Annotated in this window: 15 protein-coding genes; 5 read left to right on the forward strand and 10 right to left on the reverse strand. The window is 51.3% G+C overall.

From position 1 onward, the window contains the following. Nucleotides 1–36 precede the first annotated feature (36 nt). On the forward strand, nt 37–1,419 hold the full coding sequence (locus ACTHUR_RS01765) for an MFS transporter (RefSeq protein WP_004520777.1): 1,383 nt from the start codon (nt 37–39) through the stop codon (nt 1,417–1,419). Between the two features lies 1 nt (nt 1,420). Next, on the forward strand, nt 1,421–1,948 hold the full coding sequence (locus tag ACTHUR_RS01770) for a single-stranded DNA-binding protein (protein ID WP_004520776.1): 528 nt from the start codon (nt 1,421–1,423) through the stop codon (nt 1,946–1,948). A 73-nt stretch (nt 1,949–2,021) separates the two neighbouring features. On the opposite strand, the gene ACTHUR_RS01775 is transcribed toward ACTHUR_RS01770, so the two are convergent. From ACTHUR_RS01775 to argB, 5 genes are all read right to left on the reverse strand, one after another. Continuing rightward, complete coding sequence (locus ACTHUR_RS01775; protein WP_039862478.1) at nt 2,022–2,729, reverse strand: SIMPL domain-containing protein; 708 nt, start codon at nt 2,727–2,729, stop codon at nt 2,022–2,024. A gap of 112 nt (nt 2,730–2,841) precedes the next feature. After that, nucleotides 2,842–3,333 carry a DUF1841 family protein gene (locus ACTHUR_RS01780; protein WP_049335876.1) on the reverse strand — a complete coding sequence of 164 codons (492 nt, stop codon included), beginning with the start codon at nt 3,331–3,333 and terminating at the stop codon, nt 2,842–2,844. Nucleotides 3,334–3,434: 101 nt separating this feature from the next. Continuing rightward, on the reverse strand, nt 3,435–3,710 hold the full coding sequence (ftsB, locus tag ACTHUR_RS01785; protein ID WP_003679613.1) for a cell division protein FtsB: 276 nt from the start codon (nt 3,708–3,710) through the stop codon (nt 3,435–3,437). A gap of 23 nt (nt 3,711–3,733) precedes the next feature. Further along, nucleotides 3,734–5,020, reverse strand: coding sequence for a phosphopyruvate hydratase (eno, locus tag ACTHUR_RS01790; RefSeq protein ID WP_004520772.1), 1,287 nt, complete (start codon nt 5,018–5,020; stop codon nt 3,734–3,736). A 261-nt stretch (nt 5,021–5,281) separates the two neighbouring features. Continuing rightward, on the reverse strand, nt 5,282–6,169 hold the full coding sequence (gene argB / locus ACTHUR_RS01795; protein ID WP_070695380.1) for an acetylglutamate kinase: 888 nt from the start codon (nt 6,167–6,169) through the stop codon (nt 5,282–5,284). A gap of 174 nt (nt 6,170–6,343) precedes the next feature. Between argB and ACTHUR_RS01800 the strand changes: the two genes are divergently transcribed. Beyond that, nucleotides 6,344–7,474, forward strand: a complete 1,131-nt coding sequence (locus ACTHUR_RS01800; protein WP_070695381.1) for a M14 family metallopeptidase — start codon at nt 6,344–6,346, stop codon at nt 7,472–7,474. Between the two features lie 74 nt (nt 7,475–7,548). Then, nucleotides 7,549–8,409: a prolipoprotein diacylglyceryl transferase gene (lgt, locus tag ACTHUR_RS01805; RefSeq protein WP_070695382.1), complete on the forward strand. Its 861-nt coding sequence runs from the start codon at nt 7,549–7,551 to the stop codon at nt 8,407–8,409. Between the two features lie 76 nt (nt 8,410–8,485). On the opposite strand, the gene trkA is transcribed toward lgt, so the two are convergent. From trkA to ACTHUR_RS01830, 5 genes are all read right to left on the reverse strand, one after another. Beyond that, nucleotides 8,486–9,898 carry a Trk system potassium transporter TrkA gene (gene trkA, locus ACTHUR_RS01810; RefSeq protein WP_049323440.1) on the reverse strand — a complete coding sequence of 471 codons (1,413 nt, stop codon included), beginning with the start codon at nt 9,896–9,898 and terminating at the stop codon, nt 8,486–8,488. 95 nt (nt 9,899–9,993) lie between these two features. Further along, entirely contained in the window at nt 9,994–11,445 is a 1,452-nt protein-coding gene (locus ACTHUR_RS01815; protein WP_049335870.1) for a DASS family sodium-coupled anion symporter, read from the reverse strand. 212 nt (nt 11,446–11,657) lie between these two features. Beyond that, nucleotides 11,658–12,911, reverse strand: a complete 1,254-nt coding sequence (locus ACTHUR_RS01820) for a complex I 51 kDa subunit family protein (protein WP_049335869.1) — start codon at nt 12,909–12,911, stop codon at nt 11,658–11,660. Next, entirely contained in the window at nt 12,908–14,536 is a 1,629-nt protein-coding gene (locus tag ACTHUR_RS01825; protein ID WP_440361127.1) for an FAD-binding protein, read from the reverse strand. Before ACTHUR_RS01825 ends, ACTHUR_RS01820 begins: the two co-directional genes overlap by 4 nt. Then, entirely contained in the window at nt 14,536–15,174 is a 639-nt protein-coding gene (locus ACTHUR_RS01830; RefSeq protein ID WP_004520763.1) for a 2Fe-2S iron-sulfur cluster-binding protein, read from the reverse strand. The genes ACTHUR_RS01825 and ACTHUR_RS01830 overlap by 1 nt, the downstream gene beginning before the upstream one ends. Nucleotides 15,175–16,029: 855 nt before the next feature. Here ACTHUR_RS01830 and ACTHUR_RS01835 point away from each other — a divergent pair. Continuing rightward, nucleotides 16,030–17,553 carry a fumarate hydratase gene (locus ACTHUR_RS01835; protein ID WP_003746217.1) on the forward strand — a complete coding sequence of 508 codons (1,524 nt, stop codon included), beginning with the start codon at nt 16,030–16,032 and terminating at the stop codon, nt 17,551–17,553. The last annotated feature ends 49 nt before the right edge of the window (nt 17,554–17,602 follow it).

The raw sequence follows: 17,602 nt of genomic DNA on the forward strand, positions 1-17,602 counted from the left end.
TCTTTTGCAAACTTAAGGCCGTCTGAAACATTATTTATGGCAAGAGATAACCGCATTCAAATGTTTCCGCACGAATGGCGTGCCAGTACCACACTTTCCGGCGTTTACGCACTGCGTATGTTGGGGATGTTTTTGGTATTGCCCGTTTTGGCGATGTATGCCGCTTCGTTGCCCGGCGCAGAAAACAATAAAGCGCTGGTCGGTATGGCGATGGGTATTTACGGGCTGACACAGGCTTTGCTGCAGCTGCCTTTGGGCATGGCTTCCGATAAGTTCGGCCGTAAAAAAGTGATTTATGCCGGCTTGATTGTGTTTGCGGCGGGTAGTTTTTTGGCCGCAGTTGCCGACAGCCTGCAGATGTTGGTTGCCGCGCGTGCCATTCAAGGTGCGGGTGCCGTCAGTGCGGCGGTAACGGCTTTGCTGGCGGATTTGACCCGTAACGAAGTGCGGACTCGTGCGATGGCGATGATCGGCCTGAGTATCGGCTTGACCTTCTCCGTCAGCCTAGTGCTTGCGCCGATGATTGCCAGCTTTATCGGCGTATCCGGCCTGTTTGCGCTGACCGGTATTCTGACTGTAATCAGTATCGGCGTGGTTGCCTGGATGACCCCTGATCCGGAAGTGTCAAAAATGCACGAAGACACGCAGGCGCAGCCTTCGCGTATGGGCGAGGTATTGAAAAACCGCCAACTGCTCAATCTCGACTTCGGTATTTTTGCCTTGCATGCGGCACAAATGGCTTTATTTACCGCATTGCCGTTTGCCATGACGCAGTTGGGTTTGGAAAAAATCCATCACTGGCAAGTCTATCTGCCGTCAACCATTACCGGCCTGATTATTATGGTGCCGCTGATTATCGTCGGCGAAACGCGTAACAAGCTCAAACAAGTGTTTATCCTTGGTATCATCTGCATTGCTGCGGCACAAATCGGTTTGCTGTTTGGCATGCACTCGGTATGGTTAATTACCGCTTATCTGATTGTTTATTTTATTGGTTTCAATGTATTGGAAGCCAGCCTGCCGTCTATGGTGTCGAAAATCGCTCCGTCCGATTTGAAAGGCACGGCGATGGGCGTGTATAACACCATGCAGTCGGTCGGCTTGTTTGTCGGCGGCGCAACCGGTGGTTTATTGTTCCAAAAATATGGTTTTGCAGGCGTATTTGCCTTTTGTAGCGTACTGATGTTGCTGTGGCTGGTATTGGCAGTCATTTCGCCGGCACCGAAGCCTGTCAAAAACCTCAGCTATCCGCTTAACGCCGAATGGCAACAAAATCCGGATTTGCTCTACCAAAAATTGACCGAAATTGAAGGCGTTGAAAGCATCAGCTTTAGCGCAGACAAGCAAACCATTTATATCAAGGCCTTGCAAAAAGGATTCGACCAAGAGGCCGCCGAAAAAATCATCACAGGAGTGTAAAATGTCATTGAATAAAGTTATCCTCATCGGCCGCCTCGGCCGTGACCCGGAAGTCCGCTATATGCCCAACGGCGAGGCCGTCTGTAACTTCAGCGTTGCCACCAGCGAAACTTGGAACGACCGTAACGGCCAGCGCGTAGAACGTACTGAATGGCACAACATTACCATGTACCGCAAGCTCGCCGAGATCGCCGGTCAATACCTGCGTAAAGGCAGCCAAGTGTACCTGGAAGGCCGTATCCAAAGCCGTAAATACCAAGGCAAAGACGGCATCGAGCGCACCGCTTACGACATTATCGCCAACGAAATGAAAATGCTTGGCGGCCGCAACGACAACAGCGGCGGCGCACCATACGATGACGGCTACAACCAAGGCGCTCATTCAAGCCAAGGCAGTTACCAACAAGCGCCACAACAGCAATACCAATCTGCTCCGGCTCAAGAACCCCCAGCAGCCCCAGCCCGTCGTCCCGCTCCGGCACAACCGACCGCTCCGGTTGATGATATCGACGACGATATTCCATTCTAATCATTGAGTAATATAAAAGGCCGTCTGAAAAATATACTTTCAGACGGCCTTTAAAATGATTTCAAAGAAAATCCTACATTTGCACCGAGCCGTTGACGGTCAGGCTGATCTCTTCCGAACCTGGGGAGGCTGGTACGCCATCTTCTATTCCTGCCGCTACTTCTGCGGCGGGGATTGCACGCAGCATTTTGGCGCGTGCAAAATTGCCGCCGACTTGACGGTTGCCGATGTGACCCAGGTTGAGTTTAACGATTTTGTAGCTGGAGAAGCCGAGTGTTTGGGCGAGGTTTTGGGCGCGATCTTTGAAGCGCAGGATGACGGCCTTGCTCAGTTGGTCGACGGTTTCTTCGCGTTTTTCTTTGGATACGGAAAACGAGGAGCTTTCCAAAATGGCGATATTGATGCTGTCGGCAATCAGGCGGTTGAGTGCTTCAAAGTCTTTGCTTTCTACTTTGAAGTAGGCGTGTTCTTCCCAGCCGGTTTGGGTGCGTTTGCCGTTGGTGTATTGATAGCGCGGGGATGCGTTGCGCTCCATCAGCTCGGCTTTAAGTTTGCTGTTTTGGGAGATTTTGTTGAACTGGTTGAATTTCTTCATGAAAGCTTGGTTGGCGGCTTGACGGTCTTTGCCTTCTGCGTTGATGCTGAAATGCGCGGTCATGGTATCTCGCGGCACTTCCATGTTGGCGGATTCGGAAAATTCAACGATGTTGTAATTGAGGCTTTCTGCTGCAACGGGCAGGGAGACGGCTAGTAGTAGGGCGGTAAGGGCTGGGCGGAGCATTTTGGTTTTCCTTGTAATGCGGATTTCAAAAAAGTAATTTAGCATGAAAGATGGAAATGTTGGCTTTGGCAAGCGTAAGGATTTGTATGGGGTGAAGCCGTCTGAAAAGAAGTTACTTTGTATCCATCAGGCCGACTTCATGGGGATTGAGGCGGGCTTTTTCTTCTTGGCCTAAGCCGACCAATTTCCGTAATCGGGTCATGTAGGCATTGACGTCAAGGCCCCGTCCGTAGCGTTGCGCTTCCCAGATGGTTTCTGCCAAGGCTTCCATCATATCGTGTTCGGCTTTGACCCAGTCGCCGTTGTAACGGGCGCAAAGTTGGTGGTGGATGGCACGGATGCCCGGGGGCTGGTCGATGGCGCTTTGCTCTTGCAGGGAAAGGTGTAGCGACATATGCAGGAATGGGTTGCTTTCGCCGTCTTCGGGCAGCCATTCTTTATCTAAATATTGTTCGATGTCTTCGAGATAGTGTCCGTATTCGGGATGGGCTTCGATAATGCGCAATGCTTTTTGTTGCAGGCCGTCCAATTGGAGCGGTGCGAGTCTGTGTTGCCAGACGTGGGCAAAGAATCGGCGGACATCGTGGGTGTTTACGTCATACATGATGAGTGTGATTTGATTTTGGGATATGTGATTATATAGCGATTGCGATGAAAAAGGCCGTCTGAAAAATATGTTTTCAGACGGCCTTTGTTTTGCAGGGTTTAGCGGCGGTCGATGATTCGGTAATACACTTCGCCGTCTTGGACATAGCCCAATTCGACGCGGGCAATTTCGGCGATGGCCTCTTGTCCGTGTGCCAAGTCTTCAACTTCCGCATTGAGGAAATTGTTGCGCAAAGTGAGCGTTTGGTTTTTTTCCTCCTGACGGACGAGCTGCTCCTGCAATTCTTCCGTATGCCCGACGCTGCCTTTACCAAACCAAAGGCTGTACTGACAGCACAAAAGTGCGAAGGTTAAAACAAAAGTCACCCACTTCATACAATCAATATCCTATATTCTGCTTATTTGCCCAATTGGTAGAATGCGGCTTTGCCAGGGTAGTAAGCGGCTTCGGCCAATTCTTCTTCGATGCGCAACAATTGGTTATATTTCGCCATGCGGTCAGAACGGGACAGGGAGCCGGTTTTGATTTGCATACAGTTGGTAGCAACTGCCAAGTCGGCAATGGTGCTGTCTTCGGTTTCACCGGAACGGTGGCTCATTACGCTGGTGTAGCGGTTGCGTTTGGCCAAGTCAACGGCTTTCAGGGTTTCGCTCAATGTACCGATTTGGTTGACTTTGACCAGCAATGCGTTTGCCACGCCTTTTTCGATGCCTTCAGCCAAGATTTTTGGATTGGTTACGAACAAGTCGTCGCCGACCAATTGAACTTTGCCGCCCAATTTTTCGGTCAGCAGTTTCCAGCCTTCCCAGTCGTTTTCGTCCATACCGTCTTCGATGGAAACAATTGGGAATTCGTTAACCAGGCCTTCCAAGTATTCGGCAAATTCTGCGCTGGTGTAAGAGCGGCCTTCGGCTTCCAAGTGGTATTTGCCGTCTTTGTAGAACTCGCTGGATGCGCAGTCCAGGGCGAACAATACGTCTTCGCCTGCTTTGTAGCCTGCGGCTTCGGTTGCTTCTACGATCAGTTGCAGGGCTTCTTTGTGGCTGTTCAGGTTAGGTGCGAAACCGCCTTCGTCGCCCACGGTAGTTGGGAAGCCTTTGGCATCACACAGTTTTTTCAGTGCGTGGAAAATTTCGGCGCCGCAACGCAGAGCTTCGCGGAAAGATTTTGCGCCGACAGGCATGATCATGAATTCTTGGATGTTCAGGCTGTTGTTGGCATGTTCGCCGCCGTTGATTACGTTCATCATCGGAACAGGCAGAGCCATTGGGCCTGCGCCGCCCAAGTAACGGTACAGCGGCAGGCCTGAATCTTCAGCGGCTGCGCGTGCTACGGCCATGGAAACGGCCAAAGTGGCGTTGGCACCTAAGTTGCCTTTGTTTTCAGTACCGTCCAATTCGATCATGATTTGGTCGATATAAGATTGTTCGTTGGCATCGATACCGATGAGGGCTTGCGCGATTTGGTTATTGACGTGGTCAACGGCTTTCAATACGCCTTTGCCCAAGTAACGGGATTTGTCGCCGTCACGCAGTTCCAAAGCTTCTTTTTGGCCGGTTGATGCGCCGCTTGGTACGGCTGCGCGTCCCATAACGCCGGATTCCAACAATACGTCACACTCTACAGTAGGGTTGCCGCGAGAGTCTAAGATTTCGCGTGCAAAAATATCAACGATTGCGCTCATGAATATCTCCAAATAGGATGGTAAAAGAAAAGTAGCTTTGTTACGCTTCAGACGGCCTTGAGGATGATTGCCAAAGTCTGATGAATGCAGACATTATACCGTCTTTGCCAGGTATGGCATCGGAGTCAGTATGAAACCGACTGTAAGTTTGTTTCACGTCAATATCGCTCAAACAAACATAAGCCGTATAGTGTAACATTTTTTACCCTTTTTAGGGTGAAAAGCTGATTAAATAAGGCATAAGGCCGTCTGAAAACCAGATTAGCCCTCGCCCAAAATCATCGAGCCTACACCGTCATCGGTCAGCACTTCCAAGAGCAGGGCGTTGGGAACGCGGCCGTCTATGATATGCGTAGCTTTGACGCCGCTTTTGGCGGCTTCGACGGCAGAGGCAATTTTAGGCAGCATGCCGCCGTACAGCGTACCGTCTTCAATCAGTTCGTCAATGCGGCTTGGCGTCAGGGTAGTCAATAATTTGCCTTCTTTATCCAGTACGCCGGGGATATTGGTCATCATCAGCAGTTTTTCGGCTTGAAGTTTTTCCGCCAGTTTACCGGCAACCAAGTCGGCATTGATGTTGAACGCTTCGCCGTTTTGGCCTACGCCGATGGGTGCAATGACAGGAATGCAGCCGCGCTCAACCAAGCCTTCCACCAAACGGGTATCGATGTCGGCCACTGTGCCGACTTGGCCGATGTCCACGCCTTTTTGTTCAGGCGTGTCGATCAGGAGTTTTTCCGCTTTGATGAAGTGGTTGTCCCGGCCGGTAATGCCGACGGCGCGACCGCCGAAGGTGGTAATCATGGAAACGATTTCTTTATTGACGTGTCCGCCCAAAACCATTTCCACGATGTCCATGGTTTCGCTGTCGGTCACGCGCATGCCTTGAACAAATTCTCCTTTTTTGCCGACTTTTTCCAACATTTCATTGATTTGCGGGCCGCCGCCGTGAACGATGACGGGATGCAGGCCGATCAGTTTGAGCAGGACGACATCGCGTGCGAAGCCCTCCTTTAAGGCCGACTCGGTCATGGCGTTGCCGCCGTATTTGATGACGATGATGGAGCCGGAAAAACGGCGGATATAAGGTAAAGATTCGGCAAGGACGCGAGCTTTGATCGCAGAGGAGACAGATTGTTGCTGAGTCATGGTTTCAACCTTGTTTCATGATTTCGGCCTTTATCTTAATCCCAAAGGCCGTCTGAAACAATATTTCCAAGCGCTTGAAATCCTGTTAAATCAGTTAAATGGTTGAAACCAGCCTCATGCAAACGGTAAAATGACGGTTTGCTTCGGCCTCTTTGCCGATTACTAAGGATACCCATGATGAAAATCAGCACCCAATTCGATGCCGGTTCGGTCGTTGTCAAAGATTTGAGCAACCCTGCCGATATCCGTCTCGCCCTGCGTCCCGACAATGCTTCGGAGTTTGCCCAATGGTTTTACTTCCGTTTGCAGGGTGCGGCCTATCAAAACTGCGTGATGCATTTTGAAAATGCGGAGGACGCTGCGTATCCTTTGGGCTGGGAGGACTATCAGGCTTGCGCTTCTTACGACCGCCAAAATTGGTTCCGCGTGCCAACCAGCTACGAAAACGGCGTGTTGACCATCAACCATACACCTTTGTCCAACAGCGTTTACTACGCCTATTTCGAGCCTTATTCCAACGAGCAGCATTTGAACCTTTTGGGCGATGCGCAGGGTAGCGGTTTGTGCCGTATCGACGACTTGGGCAGCACTGTTCAAGGCCGTGATATTAATCTTTTGACCATCGGCAACCAAGTCGAAAGCGACATGAAAGTCTGGATTATCGCCCGTCAACATCCGGGCGAAACCATGGCAGAATGGTTTGTCGAAGGTTTGCTGGGCCGCCTGCTTGATCCGCAAGATCCGACCGCGCGCATGCTGCTTGACCGTGCGACTTTCTACATCGTGCCAAACATGAATCCGGACGGTTCGGTATTGGGCAATTTGCGCACCAATGCCGCCGGCGCCAACCTCAACCGCGAATGGGAAAACCCGACTTTGGAGCGAAGCCCCGAAGTTTTTACCGTCCGCGAAAAAATGATGGAAACCGGCGTGGATTTGTTCTTGGATATTCACGGCGATGAAGGTCTGCCGTTTGTCTTTGTGGCCGGTACCGAAGGCGTGCCGAACTACAACGAGCGCATCGAAGCCTTGGAAGACCAATTCAAACTCGCGTTGCTCAATGCCAGCCCCGATTTCCAAGACGATTACGGCTATGACAAAGATGCGCCGGGTCAGGCGAACATGACTTTGGCGACCAACTGGGTCGGCAATCATTTCAACTGCCTTGCCTATACTTTGGAAATGCCGTTTAAAGACAATGCCAATCTGCCGGACGACGATTTCGGCTGGAACGGCCAACGCTCGCTGCGCTTGGGTGAGGCCATGTTGTCTGCTATTTTGAATGTGGTTAGCGATTTGCGTTAAACCGTCCGACACTGCATACAGGCCGTCTGAAAGTTCAGGCTTTCAGACGGCCTTTGAGATAAGGAACACACATTATGATGATACATCCCCAGTTTGATCCGGTGCTGATCAGCATCGGCCCGCTTGCCATCCGCTGGTATGCCTTGAGCTATATTGTCGGCTTTATCCTGTTTACGATTTTGGGCCGCCGCCGTATCGCGCAGGGCAATTCTGTGTTTACCAAAGAAACACTCGACGATTTCCTGACTTGGGGTATCTTGGGCGTCATCTTGGGCGGCCGTATCGGCTACGTTTTGTTTTATAAATTTTCCGACTATTTGGTCAACCCGTTGGATATTTTCAAAGTGTGGGAAGGCGGCATGTCGTTTCACGGCGGCTTCTTGGGTGTGGTCGTTGCCATGTGGCTGTTTGGCCGCAAGCACAACATCAGTATCTTGAAATTGATGGATACCGTTGCGCCGCTCGTGCCGCTGGGCTTGGCTTCCGGCCGTATCGGCAACTTTATCAACGGCGAACTTTGGGGACGCGTGACCGAACTCAATGCTTTCTGGGCGATGGGTTTTCCGCAAGCGCGTTACGAAGATGCGGAAGCCGCGGCGCACAATCCTTTGTGGGCAGAATGGCTGCAACAATACGGCATGCTGCCGCGCCATCCGTCTCAGCTTTACCAGTTTGCCCTTGAAGGCATTTGCCTGTTTGTCATTGTTTGGATTTTCTCGAAAAAACCACGTCCGGCCGGACAAACGGCAGCATTGTTCTTGGGCGGTTACGGATTGTTCCGCTTCATCGCCGAATTTGCCCGTCAGCCTGACGACTATCTCGGCCTGTTGACTTTGGGCTTGTCCATGGGTCAATGGTTGAGCGTGCCGATGATTGTATTGGGCGTGATTGGTTTCGTTTGGTTTGGCCGTAAAAACAATGTTGCCAAAGCGTAAATGAAACAAGAATAAAGGCCGTCTGAAAAGGTTTTCAGACGGCCTTTTTATGGCTTCAAGCAAACGGATTTTGGGTTTAACCGAAAAAGCCCATTTTGACTTGAATGAGTTTTTCCAACTCCGGCAGGACGCGGCGGCGTGAGACGAAGAAGATAATGTGGTCGCCGTCTTGGAGGATGGTTTCGGTGTGGTGTCCCATGATGACTTCGCCGGTTGCGCCGCGGACGATGGCGGCGATGTAGCAGTCGCTCGGCCATTTGATGCCGCTGATGCGGCGGCCGACGATGGCAGAAGTGTTTTTGTCGCCGTGTACCACCACTTCGATGGCTTCGGCCGTGCCGCGGCGCAGAGGGTGGACGGCAACGATGTCGCCGCGGCGGATGTGGGCGAGGATGGAGCCGATGGTAATCAAATGGGGGGAAACGACGATATCGATTTTGTTGCCTTCGAGCAAATCGACGTAGCTTGAGCGGTTGACGATGGTAATCACGCGTTTGGCACCAAGGTTTTTCGCCAACAGGCTGGACATGATGTTGTTTTCGTCGTCGTTGGTCAGCGCGCAGAAGACGTCGATTTCGTCGATGTATTCTTCGTCCAGCAGGGTTTCGTCGGTGGCGGAACCTTGCAGGACGAGGGTGTTGTCCAGATTTTCGGCCAGCCATTCGGCACGGTGGGGTTTGTATTCGATGATTTTGATGTCGTATTTGGACTCGAGCTGTTTGGCGAGGCGGTAGCCGATGTTGCCTCCGCCGGCGATCATGATGCGGCGGGTGCGCGCTTCTTTCGGACGCAATTCGCGCATGATGGCTTCCACGCTGTTGATGTCGGCGGCAAACAGGACTTCATCGCCTTCGATGATGACGGTTTGCGGGGTGGGGACGATCAGGCGGTTGTTGCGGTAGATGGCGCAGATTTGGCAGTCCACGCCTTCGAGCAGGTGTTGGTTGATGTCGGCAATTTCACGGCCGATCAGCAAACCGCCTTTGCGGGCTTGAACAATCACCATGCGCACTTTATCGTTGGCAAAACTGAGTACCTGCAATGAGCTGGTGTAGTTGAGCAGGCCGACGAGTTGTTCGGTAACCAGTTGTTCGGGGCTGATGGTTTCGGTAATGCCGAAGATGTTGAGGCTGCCTTCTTCGGGGTTGTCGCTGCCGGCAACCGGATATTCGAGGTATTCGCTTGAGCGCACGCGTGCGATGCGGCTGGGGATGTTGAATAGGTCGGCGGCGATTTTGGAGGCGACAATGTTGGTTTCGTCGCTGCGTGTCAGGGCAAGCAGGAGGTCGGAGTCTGCCGCGCCTGCCTGTTCGAGGGTAAAGGGCGATGCGCCGTTGCCGACGATGGTTTGGACATCGAGGCGGCTGCTGATGCGGTTGAGCGCTTTTTCGTCGATGTCGATGATGGTAACGTCGTTGCTGGGAACGGAGGCAAGGTTTTGGGCGACGGTCGAGCCGACTTGGCCGCTGCCGAGGATGAGTATTTTCACGGTAATTGAGTGTGTTCGGTAAAAATGAAATTGTAACAAAAGGCCGTCTGAAATTGGAGTTTTCAGACGGCCTGAGTTTTAAATAAGCCAGAAGGTTACCAGTAGCCCAAAACTTTCCACCACAAGATACCGACAGTGCCGAAAATCAGGATTTCGAGCACGCTCATGATGAAGCCGGCTTTCCACCATTCGGTCATGGTTACATAGTTGGAGCAGTAAATGACAGGTGCAGAACCGGTAGCGTAGTGGGTCAGCGACATCATGATGCCGGTAGCGGCTGCCATAATCAGGGCAAACAGCATCGGTGGTGCGCCCAAGGCCAAGCCTGCGCCGTAGAATGCGCCGAACATGGCGGTAACGTGTGCCGTACCGCTGGCGAAAACGTAGTGGGCGTAGAGGTAGGCCAGCATCAACAGGGCACAACCGGCTTCCCAACCCAAACCCATGTGGGCGATACCGCCTTGCATGGAGTCGGACAACCAACTGATGAGGCCCAGTTTGTTGAGGAAGTTTGCCATCATCACCAAGGCAGCAAACCAAACAATGGTATCCCACGCGCTTTTTTCTTTCAGCGCGTCGTCCCAAGTCAGTACGCCGGTCAACAGGCACAGGCTCAAGCCGAGGAAGGTGGTGGCAGTAGCGTCCACTTTCACGCCAAACAGCATCTCAGGAATACCCGCCCACAACAGCAGCAGAACCAGGAAAATACCGAGCATGATTTTTTCTTCACGCTTCATCGGTCCCATTTGGGTCAAATGCTCTTTTGCCAATGCAGTGGCGTTAGGGGTTTGTTTGATTTCAGGCGGATACAGGAAATACAGCACCAGCGGCATCAGTAGCATAGCAAGCAGGCCGGGTACGATCATTGCCAAGAACCAAGTACCCCAAGAGAGTTGGATTTGTGAATTGGTGGCTTTGGCAACCAATTCGACCACCAGTGGATTAGGTGCGGTGGCGGTGATAAAAATCAGACAGGTAATTACATTGGAGTGGAAGTTGACCAGTGAAAGGTATTTACCGATTTTGCCTTCCGTACCCTTTTCAGGGTCGGAGTCGAAGCTCAAGGCAATGGATTTCATAATCGGATGTACGATGGCACCGCCGCGCGCGGTATTACTCGGCGTTACCGGACCGATGACCAAGTCGGCAAGCGCTAAGCTGTAACCTACGCCCAGCGTGCGTTTGCCGAAGAGGGAAATCAAGAGGTAGCCGATACGCATACCCAAGCCGGTTTTCAACAGGCCACGCGAGATGATGATGGCGATACCGATCATCCAGATGAGTGAGTTGTTGAGGCTGCTCAAAGCGTCTTTGGTTGCGTCGGCGGCTTTTTCATTGGTCACGCCGGTCAGTGCAACCAAGGTAATGCCCAAAATCGCCATGGCGCCGATAGGCATGGCTTTGCCGATGATGCCGGCAATGATGCCGACAAACAATGCCAAAAGATGCCATGCGTCAGGCGATACGCCTTGAGGAACGGGGATAACGAACCAGATAAGCAGCGTCAGCACAAGTGCGACCGCAGCAGGAATTGGCTTGAAGCCCATTTTGAATCTCCTAATTTGAGGATTAAAGTATTGGGAAATCTGTTTTCAGACGGCCTGAGTGTCGCTTAAGCCTGTCTGAACGTATTTTGGTAGGTTCGGAAGGTATTTTTCTTATTGGGTTTCTCTTCCATCTTGGAAAGAAGAGAATGGGAGTCGGGTATCGTTTTTCAGACGGCCTTTATAGTAACAGGCCGTCTGAAAACAACGCCGTTTTACTCCTGTTCTTGCGGCAGGCCGTACTCTTCGGGGAAGGTACGCAGCGAGCTTTGCAACACGGTAACTGCGCCGTCAATCAAACCGCAACGGCCGCTTCGTGGCAACAGTTGGCACAGGCTTTGCAGGGCGCGCAGGTCGTCGGAAGTGCCGATACCGGTGTCCACGCGGTTGAGCAGGCGGGAAAGCTGGAATGTGCCGCCTTTGCAAGGCGGGCATTGACCGCATGAGTTGGAAGCGAAAAATTCCACATACTCGGCCACTTTGCGCACCACGCTGGTGCCTTCGGAAATCACAATCATCGCGCCGGTACCGAGGCTGGATTTGCGTTCGCGTACGGACACGAAGTCCAAAGGCACATCCAAATCTTTTACGGTCAAAAGCGTGTTTGACGGGCCGCCGGTAAATACGGCTTTAAACGTACGGCCTTCGAGCATACCGCCGCCGTGATCGTAAATCAGCGATTGCAAGGTCGTGCCCATTGGCAGTTCGTACAGGCCCGGATTCAATACGTCGCCGGAGAGAGAGTAGAGTTTTGTACCGGCCGCATCGCCCAAACCCAAAGATTTGTACCATTCCGCGCCTTTGGCAAGGATTTGCGGAATATTGGCGAAGGTTTCGGTATTGTTGATAAGGGTCGGCTCACCGTTGACACCGCTTTCGGCGGGGAAAGGCGGCTTGCGGCGGGGGAAGGGGAAACCGCCCTCCAGCCATGAAATTACGGCAGTTTCTTCGCCGCCGATATAACGGCCTGAAGTTTCAACCAGTTGCAAGTCCAAAGGTTTACCCAAGTAGTTTTCGATGCGGATAAACAAATCGCTGTTTTTCCATTGCTCGATGGCCGGTGTGATGGAAGCGATGGATTCGGTTTGATGAGGGTTGACGTACAAAATTGCTTTATTGGCACGGCAGGCAACGGCGGCAATCAGGACGCCTTCGATGACTTGGTGCGGCGTATTTGCCAGCAGTACGCGGTCTTTAAATGTACCCGGTTCGTCTTCGTTGGCATTACAGACGACGTATTTGTCGCCATTTTTGCTTTGGGCGGCAACGGCGGCCTCCCATTTGCGCCAAGTCGGGAAACCTGCACCGCCCATACCGCAAAGATTGGCATCTTGCAGTTTGGAAACAATGCTTTGAGGATCGGCAAGCGCAGCCAGCAGGCCTTCGCCGCCGCCGACTTTGCGCCACGCGGCTAAATCTGCGCCGACTTGGCGGGAAGGATGCAGTAAGTTTTGATTGGCTTGATTCATGATTGTTGCTCCTGCAAACCGGCGTGTTCGCGCAAATCGAATTTGCCGTAGTCGGGATATAAAACGGGGGCTTTGATGTCGCTGGTCAGGCCGGCCCGGGTCATTTCGCGTTGCAGGTCGTGGACGTGTCCGACACCGCCGCGTACTTTTTTCAGCGGCAGGCCGCAATTTGCCGCGGCTTTACCGGCACGGCGACCGAAGCTGATGATGTCCAAAAGTGCATTGCCCATCAGACGGTTGCGGCCGTGAATGCCGCTGGTTACTTCGCCGGCGCAATAGAGGCCTTCGACGCAGGTCGCGCCGTTGCCGTTGATTTCGATACCGCCGTTTTGATAGTGCAGGGTCGGATGAATCATGACCGGCTCAACAGCAGGGTCGATGCCGCATTTGTGGGCAACATGGCCGAGTGTTACTAGACGGTTCAATACGTCAGGGTCGTTAGCAATCAGGCGCGGGGTGTCGAGGAACACGCCGACTTGACCATCGCGTACCACGCCGCGGCCTTCGCGGCATTCGCGCAGAATCGCAGCGGCAACAACGTCGCGCGGTTGCAATTCGTCAACGAAACGTTCGCCCAAACCGTTGACCAGCTTGGTGCCTGCGGAGCGCACGGCTTCGGAAATCAGCGCGCCTGCCAAGTGCGGAGGGTGGGCAACACCGGTCGGGTGGTATTGGAAAGAATCGACATCGCGCAGTTTGGCACCGATACGGTAAGCCATTACCAGGCCGTCTGCAGTCGCGCCATAGTGGTTGGAAGTGGCAAAACCCTGCAAATGCAGGCGTCCGCTGCCGCCGGTTGCCAATACCACGGCTTTGGCGTGAACCAACACCAAAGAGCGTTTTTCCAAATCGTACAAAATCGCGCCGACGCAGCGGCCGTGTTCGTCCGACAATAATTCGATGGCGGGGTGGCGGTTGAGCTGGGTGATGTTTTCGTCGAGTTCGACAGCCTCGCGCAGTACGCGCATCATTTCGAGGCCGGTAAAGTCGCGGTAGCTCAGGATGCGCGGTACGGTCGTACCGCCTGCGCGTTTGCGGCTCAACATGCCGTTGCTGTCCGCGCCTTTGGCAAGGTCGAAGGTCATGCCCAAGCCAATCAGCCAGCGGATGGCGGACGGCGCATCGGTAACCATTTGTGCCACCAATTCTTTTTTGCCGACGTTGTGGCCGCCTTTGATGGTGTCGTCAAAGTGTTGTTGCAGGCTGTCTTCTGCGCCGACCGCTGCTTGAATGCCGCCTTCGGCCATCACGGTATTGCTGTCGCCGATACGCAGTTTGTTCGCCATGATGACGCGTGCGCCGGCTTCAGTCGCAGACAATGCCGCTGCCGCGCCCGCACCGCCGCCGCCAATAACCAGCACGTCAGTGTTCAAATGTTCCGCGCCCGACAAATCATAGTCGTCAATCAGTGGATGACTGATCAGCAGTTTCGCCAAATCAGGATGGCAGTAATCGCCTTGGTTTGGACCGATAGGTAGTTTCACACGCGCATTTGCCTGATAGTCAGGGTGAAATTGGCTCAGTAATTCGTTCTTTTCAGGTAAATCGCCACGCAGCTCCAATGAGGACGCACGCAGGTTGGCAAGGGCGGTTTCGTAGTCTATGCCTTGGATTTTGTTAACCATTACACTGACTCCTCTTCAAATTCGACTTTCATTTTGCCGCTGTCGATTTCGCGTAGGCGGCGCATCAAATCCACAGGGCGCAACGTACGCGCCGCTTTCATACGGCGGGCGAACAGGCCCAAGTGGTTCGGACGGATGTGTTCTGGGCAGGAGAGGGTGCAGAGGTTGCACATCACGCATTGGTCAAAGGTCAGCGCAGCTGCGCCGAAATCGCCGGAAACTACCTGCGCTACGCCGTTTTCTACTTGCAAACCTTTAGGACAGGCGCGATTGCAGCCGCCGCAATGACGGCAGTTTTGCGCTTCTGGGAAGGCTTTGGCGGTATCGTCCAACCAGTTCCAGCCGTCACCAATTTCCCCGACGTCGTAATATTGGATATGCTCGGGAATAAAGTAGTCCAAGAAGCTGATATGCATGCCTTCTTCAACTTTAGTCTCGCATGCCAGTGCGGTGGTTACTTCGCGCTCGCCTTCTTTACGAATCATGCAGCGGCAGGAACCGCATACGCCTTGACCCATACAGCCGACATTGGCAGTAATCGCATTGCCTGAACGGGCATAGGCTTGGATGATTGACGAGTCGGCGGAAGCTTTGACTTCATGGCCGTCTATGGTCAGGGTTAACAAATTTTCACTCATGGTTTGTTCCTGTGAAATTGGAAGTTGGAATAGTGGGTAATTTGATTAATTGTATTTTTATTACATTTATTGCGTATGAGGAAAATATCCAAGTGATTTACTCGGAAATTCTTTTAAAATCAATGTTTATCTTTATGAGTCGAAGTGTATCAGAATTTAGTGGTTTTGATGATAGGGGTAACCTAAGGTTTTATAGAAGGAGGATTGCAAACAAAATATGCCTATTATTTAGACAAATTTATTACAACAACTTGATTTTAAAAGTAAAATAAAATTACTTTTTTATTATAAATTTTAAAATATTCGTATATTTACTAGTAAAAATCATTATTATATGTTAGACAATTTTACATAGATTGTTGTATATATTGAATAATATTCTTATAGGTAAGTAAGTGAAAAGATTGTTATAAAATTTCAGAAAATTAAATGAGTTTGATATCAGTCAAGAAGATTGAGGGAGAAAATGACACAGATTTTACAATTGTGTATCGTATTGGAAAATAAGAAAGGCCGTCTGAAATTTAGGTAGTTTCCTTTTAAATACAAGCTACTAAATTTCTTTCTCAGATACTTAAAGCAAACATTTTCAGACGGACTTGTAATTAGAATATCATTTAAAAATAATGTAATTTTATTTCTGTGTAAGTGAATGGTCAGTGGATATATATTATCAATAACCAAGTGATTTAATACGATATTAAATTCTATTTAAATCAATAAGGTATGAAAATGATATTGTCTGAATTATTCATTTGAAAGCACTATTACACTATTGAAGGCCGTCTGAAAAAATCGGTCTCTTAAAAAATAAACAAACCCTTCCTACCATGACTCCCGAAAAGGAACACAATCATGACCGTCATCAAGCAAGAAGACTTTATCCAAAGTATTTTCGATGCTTTCCAATTCATCAGCTACTACCATCCTAAAGACTACATTCAGGCTTTGTATAAGGCTTATCAAAAAGAAGAAAACCCTGCCGCCAAAGATGCGATGGCGCAGATTTTGGTCAATAGCCGTATGTGTGCTGAAGGCCATCGTCCGATTTGTCAGGATACCGGTATTGCGACCGTATTCTTGAAAGTGGGCATGGATGTACAGTGGGATGCCGAGATGAGCGTACAGGAAATGGTTAACGAAGGCGTACGCCGTGCATACACCTATCCTGACAACAAACTGCGCGCCTCTGTATTGGCCGATCCGGCTGGTAAACGTCAAAATACCAAAGACAACACCCCTGCCGTTGTACATATGGAAATCGTAAAGGGCGACAAAGTCGAAGTCACTTGCGCAGCCAAAGGCGGCGGTTCTGAAAACAAAACCAAAGTTGCCATGCTCAACCCTTCAGACAATATCGTTGATTGGGTATTGAAAACCGTTCCTCAAATGGGTGCCGGCTGGTGTCCTCCGGGCATTTTGGGTATCGGCATCGGCGGTACGCCTGAAAAAGCAGTGTTGATGGCCAAAGAAAGCCTGATGAGCCATATCGATATTCAGGAACTCAAAGAAAAAGCCGATTCCGGTGCAGAATTGTCTACAACCGAAGCCCTACGCTTGGAACTCTACAAAAAAGTAAATGCCTTGGGCATCGGCGCACAAGGTTTGGGCGGTTTGAGCACCGTGCTGGATGTCAAAATCCTTGACTACCCAACCCACGCGGCTTCCAAACCGATTGCCATGATTCCAAACTGCGCGGCTACCCGCCACATCGAATTTGAATTGGACGGCTCAGGCCCGGCCAAACTGGAAGCCCCATCTTTGGAAGACTGGCCGGATTTGACTTACAGCCCGGACAACGGCAAACGTGTCGATGTCAACAATCTGACCAAAGAAGAAGTGGCAACATGGAAAACCGGCGACGTGTTGTTGCTGAACGGTAAAATCCTGACCGGACGCGATGCCGCGCACAAACGTTTGGTTGATATGCTCAACAAAGGCGAAGAATTGCCGGTAGATTTCACCAACAAACTGATTTACTACGTTGGCCCGGTTGATCCAGTCCGTGACGAAGTTGTTGGCCCGGCCGGTCCGACTACTTCCACCCGTATGGATAAGTTTACCCGCCAAATGCTGGAACAAACCGGCCTCCTGGGTATGATCGGTAAATCCGAACGCGGTGCAGCAACTTGCCAAGCCATTGCCGATAATAAAGCCGTTTACCTGATGGCTGTCGGCGGCGCGGCATATCTGGTTGCCAAAGCCATTAAAGCATCTAAAGTCTTGGCGTTCCCAGAATTGGGTATGGAAGCGATTTACGAATTTGAAGTCAAAGACATGCCTGTGACCGTTGCGGTGGATAGCAACGGTGAATCGGTTCACGCCATTGCGCCAAAACAATGGCAGGCCAAAATCGGTATTATTCCGGTTGAAGCTTGATATTTGCCTGGATAATCAAAGGCCGTCTGAATGATTTTAGACGGCCTTT

This window comes from Neisseria sp. P0021.S007 (assembly GCF_051956855.1).

Bases quoted from the DNA above. Each gene is read 5' to 3' on its own strand.
- ACTHUR_RS01765 (WP_004520777.1), top strand. From the start codon at position 37: ATGGCAAGAGATAACCGCATTCAAATGTTTCCGCACGAATGGCGTGCC.
- ACTHUR_RS01770 (WP_004520776.1), top strand. From the start codon at position 1,421: ATGTCATTGAATAAAGTTATCCTCATCGGCCGCCTCGGCCGTGACCCG.
- ACTHUR_RS01775 (WP_039862478.1), bottom strand. From the start codon at position 2,729: ATGCTCCGCCCAGCCCTTACCGCCCTACTACTAGCCGTCTCCCTGCCC.
- ACTHUR_RS01780 (WP_049335876.1), bottom strand. From the start codon at position 3,333: ATGTATGACGTAAACACCCACGATGTCCGCCGATTCTTTGCCCACGTC.
- ftsB (WP_003679613.1), bottom strand. From the start codon at position 3,710: ATGAAGTGGGTGACTTTTGTTTTAACCTTCGCACTTTTGTGCTGTCAG.
- eno (WP_004520772.1), bottom strand. From the start codon at position 5,020: ATGAGCGCAATCGTTGATATTTTTGCACGCGAAATCTTAGACTCTCGC.
- argB (WP_070695380.1), bottom strand. From the start codon at position 6,169: ATGACTCAGCAACAATCTGTCTCCTCTGCGATCAAAGCTCGCGTCCTT.
- ACTHUR_RS01800 (WP_070695381.1), top strand. From the start codon at position 6,344: ATGATGAAAATCAGCACCCAATTCGATGCCGGTTCGGTCGTTGTCAAA.
- lgt (WP_070695382.1), top strand. From the start codon at position 7,549: ATGATGATACATCCCCAGTTTGATCCGGTGCTGATCAGCATCGGCCCG.
- ACTHUR_RS01815 (WP_049335870.1), bottom strand. From the start codon at position 11,445: ATGGGCTTCAAGCCAATTCCTGCTGCGGTCGCACTTGTGCTGACGCTG.
- ACTHUR_RS01820 (WP_049335869.1), bottom strand. From the start codon at position 12,911: ATGAATCAAGCCAATCAAAACTTACTGCATCCTTCCCGCCAAGTCGGC.
- ACTHUR_RS01825 (WP_440361127.1), bottom strand. From the start codon at position 14,536: ATGGTTAACAAAATCCAAGGCATAGACTACGAAACCGCCCTTGCCAAC.
- ACTHUR_RS01830 (WP_004520763.1), bottom strand. From the start codon at position 15,174: ATGAGTGAAAATTTGTTAACCCTGACCATAGACGGCCATGAAGTCAAA.
- ACTHUR_RS01835 (WP_003746217.1), top strand. From the start codon at position 16,030: ATGACCGTCATCAAGCAAGAAGACTTTATCCAAAGTATTTTCGATGCT.